Below are 14,115 nucleotides of genomic sequence, written 5' to 3' on the forward strand. Positions count from 1 at the left end.
CCGGGCCTCCCGTCCGTCAGGTCGTCGCGTCAGACGTCGCGTCGCTTGACCGTCGCGAGCGCGAGCGCACCCAGCGCGACGACCCAGGCGGCGAGGACGCCGAAGCCGGCCCAGCCGTCCAGGACGACACCCTCGGTCTGCTGCGTGCCGGACGACTCGTACGTGTACAGCTGACCGCCCGCCTGGTCGGGCAGGAACCGCGAGACGTCGAGCAGCCACTGCTGGTTCACCAGGCTGGCGACGAGCTGCAGCACGATCGGGAGCACGAGGAGCACGCCGAGGGCGATCGCGATGCCGCCGGCGCTCGACCGCACGAGCAGTCCGATGCCGAACGCGAGCAGGGCGATGAGCGTCACGAACACGGACGACCCGAGGATCGGCATGAAGACCGACGGGTCGGCGAGGTCGGCGTGCACGCCCTTGTCCGCCTGGAACAGCGCCACCAGCGCCACGCCGATCCAGGTCGCGACCGCACTGACCACGAAGGTGGCCACGGCCAGGACGACCGCCTTGGCCAGGACCGCACCGGTGCGGCGCGGGTCGGCGGTGAAGGTCGACCGGATCTGACCGGTGCCGTACTCGCCCGTGATGATGAGCACCCCGAGCACGGCCGCCACCAGGACGGTGAACCCGACGGACGAGGTGCTGAGCATGACGATCTGGCGGTTCGCGACCTCCTGGGTCACCTCGGCACCCTCGGGCAGACCGATGACCGGTGCGTTGAGGCCGATGATCGCCGCGAGCCCGATCGTCAGCGCGACGATGATGGCGTAGCACCAGAACGTGGAACGGATGCTGCGGAACTTGATCCACTCGCTGCGGACCAGTCGGCCGGCGCCGAGCCCGACCCGGCCGGGCATCGCGGTGGTCGTCCCGGCGCTCATCGGGTGACCTCCGCCTGGTACTCGACCTCGTCCTTCGTGAGGGCCATGTACGCCTCCTCGAGGCTCGCACCCATCGGGGTGAGTTCGTGGAGCACCGCGCCGGTCTGCGCCGCGACGGTGCCGATCTGCTGGGCGTCGGGGCCGACGACCACGAAGGCACCGTCCTCGCGCGGGGTGATCGAGGTCGCCGCCGACCCGACCGCGGTGAAGAGCTGGTCCGGGTGCGGCGTGCGCACCAGCGTCCGCGCTGCCCCACCCTGGCCGCTGCCGGCGACGAACTCGGCGATCGGGGCGTCGGCGAGGACCTTGCCCCGTCCGAGCACCACGACGCGGTCGGCCGTCTGGGCCATCTCGCTCATCAGGTGGCTGGAGAGGAACACCGTGCGCCCCTCCGACGCCAGGTGCCGCGCGAGCTGGCGGACCCACACGACGCCGTCCGGGTCGAGGCCGTTGACCGGCTCGTCGAGGATCAGGGTCTTCGGGTCGCCGAGCAGTGCCGCCGCGATGCCGAGCCGCTGCCCCATGCCGAGGGAGAAGCCCCCGACGCGCTTCTTCGCGACCGACTCGAGCCCGGTGAGCTCGATGACCGTGTGCACCCGGGACTTCGGGATGCCGTGCGTGGCCGCCAGCGAGAGCAGGTGGTTGAAGGCACTGCGTCCGGAGTGGACGGCCTTCGCCTCGAGCAGGGCACCGACCTGGCGGAGCGGGTCGCGGAACGAGCGGTAGTCCTGCCCGTTCACCCGCACGCTCCCCGCGGAGGGGGTGTCGAGGCCCATGATCATCCGCATGGTCGTGGACTTGCCGGCACCGTTCGGCCCGAGGAAGCCGGTCACGATGCCGGGACGGACGACGAAGGAGACGTCGTCGACGGCGGTCTTGGCGCCGTAGCGCTTGGACAGATGCTCGATCTCGATCACGACGGCAACGCTATTGCCGTGTCCGGTCCGGCCGCGTCCCCCCACGGGAGGAGACCGCGCCTCATCCCCGAGGAGGACGCCGGATTGCGTGTCGAGGGGGACGAAGTCGGATCGGATCTGACCAATCCGGCTGGACAACTGCTACGAAAGACCTGAGAGACGACGCCACCACCATCGCGCGGTGGCCCGGGAACGTCGTCAGGCGACACATTCGGAAGGACTGGCATCATGACCAGCAACGCAGCAACACGCACCACCGGTTACGGCTCGACGCTGACGCAGAAGGGCGCGCTCCTGTTCGGGGTGGTCTTCCTGATCGTCGGCATCGCGGGCTTCATCCCGGGCCTGACGATGGACATGGGCACCATGTCCTTCGCCGGCAACGGGTCGATGGCGATGCTCCTCGGCCTGTTCCAGGTCTCGGCGCTCCACAACATCGTGCACCTGCTCTTCGGCATCGTCGGCCTGCTCGCCGCACGCACCGCCGGTGGGTCCCGCTCCTACCTCCTCATCGGCGGCATCATCTACGCCGTGCTGTTCGTCTTCGGCCTGTTCGTCGCGAACATGGCCGGCGCGGCGAACTTCGTGCCGCTGAACAGCGCCGACAACGTGCTGCACGCCTTCCTCGCCGTCGCGATGATCGTGCTCGGCCTGGTCCTCCCCCGCGCCGGTCGTACCGCGCGCTGACCCGTCGACGTTCCGTCCGGTGCTGGACGGTCCGTCACGAGAGCGGTGGCCACCACGGGATCAGGGGTCACCGGACGCCCCCGTCGCAGCAGCGGCGGGGGCGTCGTCGTGTCCCGGGGTCCGAACGTCCTCCACACGATGTCCGCCCGTTGCCGTCGTCCACAGCGATGTACGGAGTACGTGCGGCCGCTGCGGCGGCTCCCTAGCCTGCTGCAGGACCGAGGGGGGCTGATGGCACAGGTGATGGCACAGGGATGGAACGTCGACATCGCGGGAGCGAAGGCGATCGTCGAGCGTGCGGTGGACGCCGCTTCGTCGATGCGGACGGCGGCGGTCGACGTCGACGCGGCGCTGCACGCCGTCGTCGATTCGTTGGCGGGGACCGCGTCGGCTCGGGCTGCGCAGGCGTTCCGCTCCGCGCGACGCGACGACGCGCCCGCCGCGGTCCGAGCGGTCGTGGCGGGGGTGGAGGCCGCGACCGGGGCAGCGGACGCCTTCGCGGTGGCGGACGTCGAGATGGCCGCTGCGACCACCACCGCAGCGGGGGCCACCACCGGAGCCCTGACCCGGTGACCCCGGCCCTGATCGACGAGTCGGCGTTGCCGCACGTCCGTCCGACCCCGGGTGCCGTGTCCGACGGAGCCGTCGGACTCCGGAGCGCGACGGAAGCCGTGCGGTCGGCTGCCCGCGCCGCCGCCGCCGCGTGGGCCGGCATCGGGTCGGTCCTCAGCGCCCACGGTGCGACGGACGCACTCCCGCGGGCGATGGACGACGCGGGAGCGACGGCGGACGGACTGGCCTCCGCAGGTGGCGCGGTCGCTGCGGCGCTCGAGGCGTTCGCGGACGAGGTCTCCACGGTGCGGCGACGCCGGCGCGCCCTGCTCGCGGACGTCGAGGAACTCCGCGCACGCGTCGCCGCTTCCGACTCGGACGACGTGGTCCCGGACGAGTACCGCGCCGACAACGACGACCTCCTCGGCCGAGCACGTCGCCTGCACACGCGGTGGGACCAGGCGCAGGAGGACCTCTCGCGGGCCGTTCGCACACAGGTCGGCGGCGGATCGCTCCTCCTGCCCGGACCGGACGGCGGAACGTTCGCCCCGCCGTTGCTCATGGTCGACCTGGCCGGCGTCGCACAGGGGTTCGACGACGCGCTCCGGCTCCCGATGCTCGCGGAGCTCGCCGCCGACGGGCCGGGTGCTCTGGAGCACTGGGCGGCCGAACACCCGGACGACGCACGGCGCCTGCTCGACGAGCCGCCGGCGGTCCGGTCCGTACGGCGCTGGTGGTCCGCCCTCGACGGCGACGAGCGGACTGCCCTGGTCACCGGGCTGTCGGCCGTGATCGGCAACCTGGACGGGGTTCGCTACGCCGACCGTGGTCGGGCCAACCGACACACGCTCGAGGTCGAGTTGCCGGAGGCGCAGGCGGCACGGGAGGTCTTCCTCGCGCGGTTCCGCGCCGGGGAGCCGCTGCTCGCCTCGGAGGTCGACGAGTACGAGCGCGTCCTCGAACGCGCGCGGGCACTCGAAGCACTCGACAGGACGCTCGCGGCATCGACGGCCGCGATCCCGCGATCGATCGTCGCGTTGACACTCGGAGACCCGCCCCTGGCAGCCGTGGCGGTCGGAGACATGGACACTGCCTCGAACATCACCGTCGACGTCCCCGGGATGGGCAACTCCGTTGCCGACAGCATGGAGGCGTGGACCGAAGGCGCTGCGAACCTGCGTGGGGAACAGCGGACGGCGGCTGCGCTCCTGGGAGCCGATCGGGACGTCGCGACGGTCGCCTGGATGGGGTACGACACCCCCGACATGCCGCCCAGCACGGAGGTCCTGGGTTCAGCCAAGGCCGTCGACGGAGCTGCACGGCTGAGGGGCTTCATCGACGGCGCTTCCCGCACCCGGGGCTGGGCCGGCGGAGCGCACGTGTCGGTGGTCGCGCACTCCTACGGCACCACCACCGCCACGCTCGCCGTCGCGCGGGCCCCGGTGGCCAACCTCACGCTGCTCGCCTCCGCGGGGATCGACGCACGCGTGCCGGACGTGCACGCGGTCGATGTACCACCCGACCACGTCTGGGCCTCCCAGTCGAAGCTGGACACCGTCGCCAACGTCGGACGCGGCCTCGTCCAGCTCCCGGGGCCCGGTGCTGGAGGCGATCAACCGCTGGACACCGGGAACCCGTTCACCACGAACCGAAGGACGGTCGGAGTCCTCCCGAGCTCCCACCGGCTGAACCCCGGCGACCCGAGTTGGGGCGCGCGGACCTTCTCGTCGAACGACGAGGTCGTCGGAGGCAGGCGGTACCCCGGATCGAGTGGTCACTCCGCGACTCCGGCAGCAGAGGATGCGCTCCGTGGGGAGCACGGGGAGGATGTCGGGTACCTCGATCGCGGGACGTCCTCGTTGCGGAACACGTCCTACACGTCACTCGGGTACACCCCGAGTGGAAGGAAGATCCCATGATCCAGACCCGCTCGCGCCTCGTCCTGGGGGCGATCCTCGCGATGTCGACGGTCCTGCTGCCCGGCTGCTCGGCCGCGGCACCCGAGAAGGAGACGACCATGTCACCCTCGAACCAGTCCGACGCTCGCGCAGCGTGGGACGAGGCCGACGCCCTCGCCGAAGCAACCCAGGCGAAGGTCGTCGGGGACTGGGTCGCCTCCGACTCAGCTGCTGAACGGTGCGGTATCGGCGGAGTCCGGTGGGGAGCGACAAGGATCGGCCCGGGCACCTCCGGCTCCGACCGGGCCGACGTCGTCGCGGCGATCAGTGCGCTGTGGACGGAACGCGGGTACGACGCCGCCGAGGAAGCCATGTCGGGCGACGCACCAGGAGTCAGACTCCGCCACCCCTCGGCGGGCACCCTGCAGAACGGCTTCTTCATCGAGTTCCGGACGACCGCCCACGCGTCCAGCCTGCAGCTGCAGACCCCGTGCACGCCGGGGGACGCGGCTGCGCTGAACGCCGAGCGGTACGCGGAGCGCCACACGAAGACGCCGCCGGACGTCCCTGATTCCGCACCGACGGCGGGCGCAGGATCGTGAGCGACGGACCGTCCTGACGATGCGCCAGGATGGGAGGCCGTCGTTCCACGAAGCCAGGAGGTATCTGTACCACAGCCTCCGCGTCGCCGTCGCCGTCGTGGCGCTCGGTCTCGCCCTCAGCAGCTGCTCGACCCGATCGCCTCAGGAGGCAGAGATGTCACACGGTCCATCCCATCCCGCGGAACGGGTCTGGGACGCGACGAACGAGCGGGTGGAGACGACACAGGCGCTCCTCGAGGGCCAGTGGCTCGCGTACGACACCGCCGCTCGCGGGTGTGGCTCGACCGGCGCGCAGTGGCTGGTGAGTCGCATCGGCCCGGGTTCCGACCCAGGTTCACGGACGCGTCTGCTCGCGGCCGTCGAGGAACGGTGGTCCGGCTTCGGCTGGTCTGCGGTCCGCTCCGCCATCGGCGGCGATGCGCCGGGCGACCGGCTGCGCTACCCGAGCGTGGGGAGCACGAAGGACGGGTCCTTCGTCGAGCTCACCACGAACGCCCACGCGACCACGATCACCGTGCAGACGCCCTGCGCCACTGGTGACGTGGCTGCGCTCAACGCCGAGGCGTACGCGGAGCGCCACACGAAGACGCCGCCGGACGTCCCCGGGGCCACCCCGTCCTCGACACGCTCGGACGGCGCCGGCTCCTGACCGGACTCCCGGCAGGGACGCGCGGGACCGGCCACACGACGGACGGGAGGCCCGGTGCCAGCCGACACCGAGCCTCCCGTCCGTCACCCGGTCACCTACACCGCGGCGGACGCACCCTCCAGGGTCGCCGCGAGCGGGTCGAAGTCCTCGGGCAGCGACGCGATCGGCGCGACCGTCGACTCGACGGGCACGAACGCACGGCGCTCGACCGACTCCTCGACCGCGACCATCGTGTCGAGCACGTGGTAGCCGACCTCGCCCGTGGCGATGTGCGAGCCGCCCCCGCGGATGGCCCGCGCCATGTCGAGGATGCCGAGCCCGCGGCCGACCGTGGGCTCCTCGTCGGACAGCGTCTCCCATTCCTGCTCGATCGGGAACGACACGTCCGCGCCCAGCGGTCGAGCGATCCGGATCGGGTGCCCGCCGCCGAAGGTGTTCGGGTCCGGGAGCACGATGGTGCCCTCGGTGCCGTTCACCTCGAAGACGCCGTGCCGGAACAGCGGGGTGTCGAACGACAGCAGCGACTGGGCGTTACCGCCCTGCTCGAAGGACGTCAGGACGGAGAGGTGCGTGGGCACCTCGACCGGGAACTCCTGACCGGCGTTGGGGCCGACCACGAGCTGGCGGGTGTCGCGGGACCTCGTGCCCGTCGCGACCACCGACTCGACGGGGCCGAGCAGGTGCACGAGCGCCGTGAAGTAGTACGGGCCCATGTCGAACAGCGGCCCGGCACCCTTGGCGTAGAGGAAGGACGCGTTCGGGTGGAACACGTCGGGCCCCTGCCACTGGAAGCTCGTGACGGCGGTCAGGGGCGTACCGATCGCGCCTGCCTCGATCGCGCGCTTGGCGGTCTGCCAGCCGGTGCCGAGCACCGTGTCGGGCGCGATGCCGAGCTTGAGGCCGAGTTCGTCGGCGAGCGCCACCAGGCCGGCCGCGCTGGCACGGTCGACACCGATCGGCTTCTCGCTCCACACGTGCTTGCCGGCACGGAGTGCGGCCGTCGAGACCTCGACGTGGGTGGCGGGCAACGTCAGGTTGACGACGATCTCGACGTCGGGGTCGGCGAGGACCTCGTCACCGGTGCCGGAGGCCGCGACGCCCCACTTCGCGGCCGATGCTGCGGCACGCTCCGTGTCGATGTCGCCGATCCGGACGACCTCGACGTCGGGGAACGTGGTGAGGTTGGTCAGGTACTGCTCGCTGATCATGCCGGCGCCGATGAAGCCGACGCCGACGCGGCCGGTGCGGGTCATGCGGACACCTCGGTCGCGGCCGTCTCGTCGGATCCGGCGAGGGTGGCGCGCAGCCACCGGTAGGACTGCTCGACACCGTCGAAGACGTCGCCGTCGAAGCCGTCGAACTCGATGACGGCGTACTCGAGGGCCGGGGCCGCGGCGAGCGCGTCGGCCAGGCGGACGTCACCCTGGCCGGCCGGGGTCTGGTCGGTCGGCACCTGTGCGGTGGAGATCCCGTCGCGCATCGGCCCGTCCTTGACGTGCACGGCGACGATGCGGTCCCCGAGCTCCTGGACGAACGCGACCACGTCGATGCCGGCGGCGGTCGCCCAGTACAGGTCGAGCTCGAGCACGACGCGGGGGTCGAGCATCTCGGCGAGCACCTGCAGCGCGGGCTTGCCGTCGATGTGCGGGCGGAGCTCGTGGTCGTGGTTGTGGTAGCCGACGCGCATGCCGTGGGCGGCGGCTTCCTCCGCAGCGGCGTTCAGGCGAGCGGCGACACGTTCGACGCCCTCGCGGGTGGTCCAGGCGGCGGGTCCGACGAACGGGTCGATGACGATCTCGATGCCGAGTACCTGCGCCGCGGCGAAGGTGTCGGCGTGCGACGGCGCGGTCATCGAGGTGCCGTCCGGCAGCGGGACGGACTCCTCGACCAGGAAGGCGTGACCGGTCTTCGCGCTGATGCCGTGCGCGTCGAACGCCTGCTTCAGCTGCGGGGCGCGGTCGACGAAGGCGAACGCCTCGACGGTGTCGAAGCCGATCGCGGCGAGCCGGGCGACGCCGGCGTCGAGGTCGGGCTCCAGCGCGGCGTTGACCGTGTAGAGCTGCAGGGAGACGGTGGGGCGCACGGGGGTCACCGGACCTTCTTGATCGGGAGGATGACGAGCGCACCGAGGAGCACGGCGACGCCGGCACCCCAGAGCATGAGGGTGTAGTTCTGGCCGCCGCCGATGCCGAGCAGGAACAGGCCGACCGCCGGGGCGAGCGACTGCGGCAGGGCGTTGGCGATGTTGATGACGCCGAGGTCCTTGCCGGGACGCTCCGGGTCGGGCAGCACGTCGACGACGAGCGCGGTGTCGATGGCGGCGTAGATGCCGTAGGCGAACCCGAGGACGATCTCGGCGAAGTAGAACCCGCCGACGGTGTCGATGTGGGCGAGGATCACGAGGCCGACCGCGGTGAGGGCCGTCGAGCCCCAGACGAACACCTTGCGGCGGCGCACGCGGTCCGAGACCCAGCCGGAGACGGCGGCGCTGACGAGCAGGGCGACCGTGTACAGGAGCACACCGAACGCGACGGTCGCCGTGGCCTCCTGCAGGCTCTCGATGCCCAGGTGCTCCTGCATGTAGAGGAGTCGGTACGTCGTGAACATGAACGTGCCGAAGGTGATGAGGAAGCGGCCCCACCAGGCGAGCCCGAAGTCGGGGTTCTTGATCGGGTTCGTCCAGAACGAGGCGATCAGGGTGAACCAGCTGAAGGGCTTGGTGGTCGACGGCAGGTCGTCGCGGGCGACGAACGCGTAGACCAGGATCACGACGATCGCCAGGACGCCCGGGGCGATGAAGAGGACCGGCAGGTTCCCGACCAGGTACACGGCCAGGTAGAGGCCGGCGAGGATGGCGGTGTTCTGCGCGAGGGCGATGACGCTCGACGCCTTGCCGCGCTGGAACTCGGGCACGTTGTCGGCGAAGCTCGCCGTCAGCGTCGCGAGGACCGCGTTCGCGGCGACCTGGGCGAGGACCCACGCGAGCGTGAGCTGCAGCACGTCCGGCGAGAACGCCAGCCAGGCGAGGGCAACGACGAAGACGACGACACCGGCCACCATCCAGGGCCGGCGGCGGCCCCAGCGGGTGCGGGTGCGGTCGGAGAGCGCCCCGGCGAGGGGGTTCGCGAGCAGTGCGCCGAGGGCACCGAACGGCAGGACCGAACCGACGATCGTCTCGGGGCTGTCCGGGTTGAGCTGCGTCGCCTTGATCGACATGCTCACGAAGACCGGGGTGAGCAGTGCGGCGAACAGGCCGAACTGGGCGAGGCTGAGCGCCCACAGGTAGCCGGCACCGACGCGCATGGTGCTGACCGACTGGGTGAGGCCCTCGACCGAGAACGCACGCGATGCGGCGGCGGGGTCGGAGCTGGTCGCTCCGGCGGCGGCGGTGACCGGCGGGTTCGCGGTACCGGCGAGACCGGACTGCGGTTCTTCCTTCGACGTCGGTGTCGACATGACTCCTCCTCGAGTCATCGGGGGCGGGGGCCCTTCGAATACCTAGCGGTGCTAGGTGAAGAGGACGGTAGCACGCAAAACCTTCCTCCGGAAGCTTTTTGTCACACCGGTCTCGGACGAGGGCGGCGGGACCGGCTCGGAACACGGACGGGTGCCCGGCGGTTGGCTCGACGGGTGGCCGAGGTGCGGCCGCCGCAGACGAAAGGTGCACCCGTGACCCAGACGGTCTTCCTCGAGGTCCAGTTCCGCGACGACGTCGACCAGGACGCCATCGACGCGGCGGTCCGCGAGACCCTCGCCCAGACGGCAGGCTTCCCCGGCAACGAGTCGCTCGAGGTGCTGGTCGACGACGCCGACCAGCACCGTGCCGTGGTGCTCGAGCGGTGGACGACGGCCGGCGACCACGACGCGTACGTCGCCTGGCGTGCGACCCCCGAGGGCGCGGCGAACGCCCTCGCCGCGGTGCTCGCCGGCCCGCCCGTCACCCGGACGTTCGGCCGCACGCTCGACCTCGACTGACGCGCGCCCACGGGTCCGTCGCACCGCCTGGGAACGGGTACCGTCGTCGGGGGCCTGCCTGCGCCCCTCGCCGAGCGATCGAGCGACCGAGAGACCTGGGAGACCCACCGTGCGCCGAGCGGCTCGATGGACCGCCGACCGACCCCTGCTCGGACTCGCGGTCCTGATCGGCGTGCTCCTGCCGGTGACGGTCGCTGCGCTGAGCGGCAACCTCGCGATCCCCCACAACGACGGCTGGGCGTACAGCCGGATCGCCGAGACCTTCGGCAGGACCGGTCGCGTCGAGCTCGTCGGCTGGAACCGATCGACCCTCCTCGGCCAGGTCGTGCCGCTCGGACCCCTCGCCCGGTCGATCGTCGCGCAGCAGCTGTTCATCGCGGTCTGCTCGCTCGTCTTCCTGACGAGCGTGCACGAGCTCCTGCTCCCTCGTCTCGGTGCGGCCCGTGCCGGGGTCGCGACGATCGTCGTCGCGCTCTGGCCCGGGTACGCCCTGCTCAGCACGTCGTTCATGGGCGACATCCCCGCCCTCGCGCTCGCCGGCGTCACGGTGCTCGTCGGCACGCGGGCACTCGAACGCGACTCGCCCTGGCTGTTCGTCGTCGCGATGCTGATCGGCCTGTGGGGGTGCACCGTGCGCCTGCAGGCGATCGCAGCACCGGCGGCCGTCGCCCTCGCGTTCCTCCTCGCGACCAGACGGAGCGCTCCCCGACGCGTGGTGCGGACGCGGCCCGTCCTCGTCCTGGGCGTCGCGGTGGGCCTGACGGCCGTGTTCGCCCTCTACCTGGTCTGGTTCAGCCACCTGCCGAACAGCGATCCGGCCGAGTTCGGCCTGCGGCGGCACGCACTGGTCGAGACCGCCTCGCAGGCCGCCCGCGGGTACTTCGAGCTCGCCCTCGTGGGCGCGCCGGCCGCACTCCTGTTCGCTCGTCCCTGGCAGTGGCGCTGGCGGGGCGCGACCGCGATCGTCGTCGTCGTCGGCGTCGGCCTGTGGTCCCTGCACCGGAACGGCGCCGGGCGCTTCTTCCTGCCGAACTACCTGTCCAGCGGTGGGGCGTACGCCGACGCGGTGCCGCCCGGTCGCGTCGTGTTCGCGCCCGAGGTCTGGCAGGTCGTGGCCGTCGTGTCCATCGTCGCGGGCGCACTGCTCGCCGCGTGCTGGGCCGAGCGCGCCCGGACCCCCCTCCGCCTGCCGGTCCTGACGTCGTACACCGTGTTCGCCGTCGTCGGGACGCTCCTCGTCTTCGCCACCCCCCAGCAGTCCTACGGCCGGTACCTCATCGCGGTGCTGCCCTTCGTCCTCGCCGGCTGCCTCCTCCCCGGCGCGCGACGCCGCGCCGAGGCCGGGGACCGCGCCGTCCGGTCCCCCCGACTCACCCCGCGACGACTCCCCCGCGCGCTGACGACGCTCACCGCGGCCTGCCTGACCGTGGTCGTCGGGACCCTGTCCGTCGGCATCACCCTGAACGCGTTCTCCTACGACATCGCTCGCTGGCGGGCCGGGGAGCGCGCGGTCGCAGCCGGGTTCCCGGCGTCGCGCGTGGACGCCGGGTTCGAGTGGGTCGGCATGCACGCGGCCGGGGGCGTCGTCAACCGCGACGCCTTCGAGCCGGGCTGGGGCTTCGAGGCCAAGTTCTCCGACACACCGGCCTGTGTCGTCGCGACCGACGCGACACCGCGGCAGATGCAGCGGTACCGCCCGGGCAACCGCTGGACCGTGCGCGAACAGGTGCCGTACGCGACCTGGCTCGTCGCCGGGCAGCGGCAGTTCGTCGTCTACGAGACCCACGAGACCGGCTGCCCCTGACGGACGGACGGGAGGCGCGTGGCGGGCCCGCCACGCGCCTCCCGACTGCGAGCGCGTCGACCCCGCCACGTCTCGGGTTCGTGACGGGGCGGATGCTCCGGTACCGACCCTGCACCTCGCGTGGCCGTTCCGGGGCGGTCGTGTGCGCTTTCGAGTGATCGACCGCCGGTCCGTCCGCCCGGGCCGGACCGCCGGCGGGCGTCGACACGAGCGACGACCCCCGAGGAGTTCCCGGGGGCCGTCGTGTCAGGCCCGTCGGCCGCCGGCTACTGCGCCACTCCGTTCGTGTAGGTCGTCACGGTCTGCGGCTGTCCCGACACCGCCCCGGTCGCGGCGGTCCCCTCGCCGTTGATCACGTGGTCGATCGTCCCCGCGTTCGTGTTGAGGGCGACCGTCGTCAGGTCGTGCATGACGACACCCGGTCGGTCCGGCACCTCGAACGACTGCGTCGCGTGGAGGCTCGGGTCGACGTTCGTGTAGATGTAGCTGCCGAGGCCCCACGCTTCGTGGGTCCTGACCGAGTCCGCCACCTTGTACGCGGCCCAGCCGTCGACCTTCCCGTGGCGCCACGCGGCCTGGTCCGGTGCGTCGTACGGCAGCTCGTTCTGGAAGAACACGGTCCGTCCGCGCTCGCCGTTCCACACCACGTTGTACTTCTGGTAGTGCTCGACGAACAGCCCGGTGGCGGTGACGTCGTCGCCGTTCACGACGACTCCCGTGTCGGCGGTGTTCACGGTCCACCCGACCGATCCCGCCACCCCGTGGTCGGCGCGCCATGCCCAGACGTCGTCGAGGATCGTGTGGTCCGAGTTCACCTCGAGGCTCGTCGTCGCCTTGCCGACGTGCGGGCCGCCGATACGGAAGAAGACGTCCTGCAGCGCGGTCGGGTCGGCGGCACTGGCGACGTGCGGACCGCCCTTGTCGTGGCCGCTTCCGATGCGCAGCAGGGTCGGCGAGTCCACGGTCCCGGCGTCGAAGGTGAGGCCGGCGATGTCGACCCCACGCACGTCGGCGACCGTCATCGGTACGGCGCCGTTCTGCGCCGTGAGGGTCGCCAGGCCGAGTCCGAGCACCACGGTGTCGGCCCGCTTGATCGCGATGCTCTGCGCGACGTCGTACACACCGGGGGTCATCAGCAGGTTCTTCCCCTGCGCGAGCGCGGAGTTGATCCGCGCGATCGGGTCACCCGGGTGTGCCACGAAGAAGCTGCTCAGCGGCAGCGAGGTACCGGCCGTGTGCCCGTCCGCCCAACTCGTGCCGACCGAGTTCGTCCGCGCACTCGGGACGAAGACCCGGTAGGCACCCGCGGCATCGACGTACAGGTACGGCTTCTCGCGGGAGACCGGGGTCGCGGTGAGCGTCGTGTACGGCGGCACCGGGAACGACTGCGCCGGGGCGTTCAGGTCGCCGGAGAACACCTGGTTCCAGACGCCGTTCGACCAGCCGGCACCCAGGTCCGTGTTGCGGACGTAGAACTGCTGCTGGGACCCGTTGAGCGCCCCGCCCTCGAGCCGGGAGTCGGCGACGAAGCCCCCGCTGGCGTAGTTCGGGCTCTCGCAGTACGGCATGAACGTCGTGTAGTCCTTCACGTCCACCCGCCGCATCGGCGCGGCCTGGGACACCGCCCACATCTCGTTGCCGGTGTGGCAGGAGTCCGCGGTCGGCACGACCTTGATCGTGAGGTTCGACACCGACCGCCAGAAGGTGTCGAGCGAGCCGCTGCCGTTGCGACCCGTCGCGGTGACGCCGCCGTTGATCGTGACACCAGATGGGTCCTGCCCGAGGCCGTCGACCTCGGTGTTGTACCCGACGCGGACGTCGAGCGGGTCGGACGCCGAACCGTAGACGCCGGGCCGGAACAGCAGCGCGTACCGGCCGGTGCCCATCTCGTCGTCGACCTGCCGGTCGTGGACGGCGTCGACCTTCGCCTGGATGTCGGCCTGGGGCATGTCGGGCGAGAAGACGAGGACGTTCGGACCGAGGTCGGTGGGCGGCGGCGTGAGCGGTGCCGCGACGGCGAGCTGCGCCGGGCCGAGGACGCCGAGTGCCGCGGCGCCGACGACCGCGACGATGCCGAGCGCGCGACCCGCCGTGCGGGTCCTCCCGGCTGACGAGTTGATGGATGAGGACACGCTGACCTGCTTCCT

13 protein-coding genes are annotated in these 14,115 nt (G+C 71.7%); 7 read left to right on the forward strand and 6 right to left on the reverse strand.

Annotated elements, in window-relative coordinates; genetic code table 11:
- Positions 1 to 29: 29 nt before the first annotated feature.
- Together QUG92_RS15210 and QUG92_RS15215 are read right to left on the reverse strand one after the other, a co-directional pair.
- A complete protein-coding gene (locus tag QUG92_RS15210) occupies positions 30 to 884 on the reverse strand; it encodes an ABC transporter permease subunit (protein WP_289459803.1) in 855 nt (284 codons plus the stop codon).
- The gene (locus QUG92_RS15215; protein ID WP_182046222.1) at positions 881 to 1,801 is read right to left on the reverse strand and encodes an ABC transporter ATP-binding protein; all 921 of its coding nucleotides are present in this window, start codon (positions 1,799 to 1,801) and stop codon (positions 881 to 883) included. Before QUG92_RS15215 ends, QUG92_RS15210 begins: the two co-directional genes overlap by 4 nt.
- Before the next feature lie 228 nt (positions 1,802 to 2,029).
- Here QUG92_RS15215 and QUG92_RS15220 point away from each other — a divergent pair, with 228 nt between their 5' ends.
- The 5 genes from QUG92_RS15220 (at position 2,030) to QUG92_RS15240 (ending at position 6,189) form a co-directional block, all read left to right on the forward strand.
- Positions 2,030 to 2,488, forward strand: coding sequence for a DUF4383 domain-containing protein (locus QUG92_RS15220; protein WP_182046223.1), 459 nt, complete (start codon positions 2,030 to 2,032; stop codon positions 2,486 to 2,488).
- A gap of 231 nt (positions 2,489 to 2,719) precedes the next feature.
- Positions 2,720 to 3,061 carry a hypothetical protein gene (locus QUG92_RS15225; RefSeq protein WP_289459805.1) on the forward strand — a complete coding sequence of 114 codons (342 nt, stop codon included), beginning with the start codon at positions 2,720 to 2,722 and terminating at the stop codon, positions 3,059 to 3,061.
- Complete coding sequence (locus QUG92_RS15230; RefSeq protein WP_289459808.1) at positions 3,058 to 4,959, forward strand: alpha/beta hydrolase; 1,902 nt, start codon at positions 3,058 to 3,060, stop codon at positions 4,957 to 4,959. Before QUG92_RS15225 ends, QUG92_RS15230 begins: the two co-directional genes overlap by 4 nt.
- The gene (locus QUG92_RS15235; RefSeq protein WP_289459810.1) at positions 4,956 to 5,540 is read left to right on the forward strand and encodes a hypothetical protein; all 585 of its coding nucleotides are present in this window, start codon (positions 4,956 to 4,958) and stop codon (positions 5,538 to 5,540) included. The genes QUG92_RS15230 and QUG92_RS15235 overlap by 4 nt, the downstream gene beginning before the upstream one ends.
- A gap of 211 nt (positions 5,541 to 5,751) precedes the next feature.
- Positions 5,752 to 6,189, forward strand: coding sequence for a hypothetical protein (locus QUG92_RS15240; RefSeq protein WP_289459811.1), 438 nt, complete (start codon positions 5,752 to 5,754; stop codon positions 6,187 to 6,189).
- A 95-nt stretch (positions 6,190 to 6,284) separates the two neighbouring features.
- On the opposite strand, the gene QUG92_RS15245 is transcribed toward QUG92_RS15240, so the two are convergent.
- The 3 genes from QUG92_RS15245 to QUG92_RS15255 are packed head-to-tail and all read right to left on the reverse strand — an operon-like array spanning position 6,285 to position 9,645.
- On the reverse strand, positions 6,285 to 7,442 hold the full coding sequence (locus tag QUG92_RS15245) for a Gfo/Idh/MocA family protein (RefSeq protein WP_289459813.1): 1,158 nt from the start codon (positions 7,440 to 7,442) through the stop codon (positions 6,285 to 6,287).
- A complete protein-coding gene (locus tag QUG92_RS15250; protein WP_289459815.1) occupies positions 7,439 to 8,281 on the reverse strand; it encodes a sugar phosphate isomerase/epimerase family protein in 843 nt (280 codons plus the stop codon). Before QUG92_RS15250 ends, QUG92_RS15245 begins: the two co-directional genes overlap by 4 nt.
- Positions 8,278 to 9,645 (reverse strand): MFS transporter, encoded by a 1,368-nt coding sequence (locus QUG92_RS15255; RefSeq protein ID WP_289459817.1) that lies wholly within the window; start codon positions 9,643 to 9,645, stop codon positions 8,278 to 8,280. Before QUG92_RS15255 ends, QUG92_RS15250 begins: the two co-directional genes overlap by 4 nt.
- 213 nt (positions 9,646 to 9,858) lie before the next feature.
- Here QUG92_RS15255 and QUG92_RS15260 point away from each other — a divergent pair, with 213 nt between their 5' ends.
- Both QUG92_RS15260 and QUG92_RS15265 read left to right on the forward strand, forming a co-directional pair.
- Positions 9,859 to 10,164, forward strand: a complete 306-nt coding sequence (locus tag QUG92_RS15260; RefSeq protein WP_289459819.1) for a putative quinol monooxygenase — start codon at positions 9,859 to 9,861, stop codon at positions 10,162 to 10,164.
- A gap of 109 nt (positions 10,165 to 10,273) precedes the next feature.
- The gene (locus QUG92_RS15265; protein ID WP_289459821.1) at positions 10,274 to 11,968 is read left to right on the forward strand and encodes a hypothetical protein; all 1,695 of its coding nucleotides are present in this window, start codon (positions 10,274 to 10,276) and stop codon (positions 11,966 to 11,968) included.
- A 266-nt stretch (positions 11,969 to 12,234) separates the two neighbouring features.
- Here QUG92_RS15265 and QUG92_RS15270 read toward each other — a convergent pair whose 3' ends face one another.
- A complete protein-coding gene (locus tag QUG92_RS15270; protein WP_289459822.1) occupies positions 12,235 to 14,100 on the reverse strand; it encodes a pectate lyase-like domain-containing protein in 1,866 nt (621 codons plus the stop codon).
- Positions 14,101 to 14,115: the final 15 nt, after the last annotated feature.

The sequence above is a fragment of the Curtobacterium citri genome (assembly GCF_030362955.1).
Classification (GTDB): domain Bacteria; phylum Actinomycetota; class Actinomycetes; order Actinomycetales; family Microbacteriaceae; genus Curtobacterium; species Curtobacterium citri.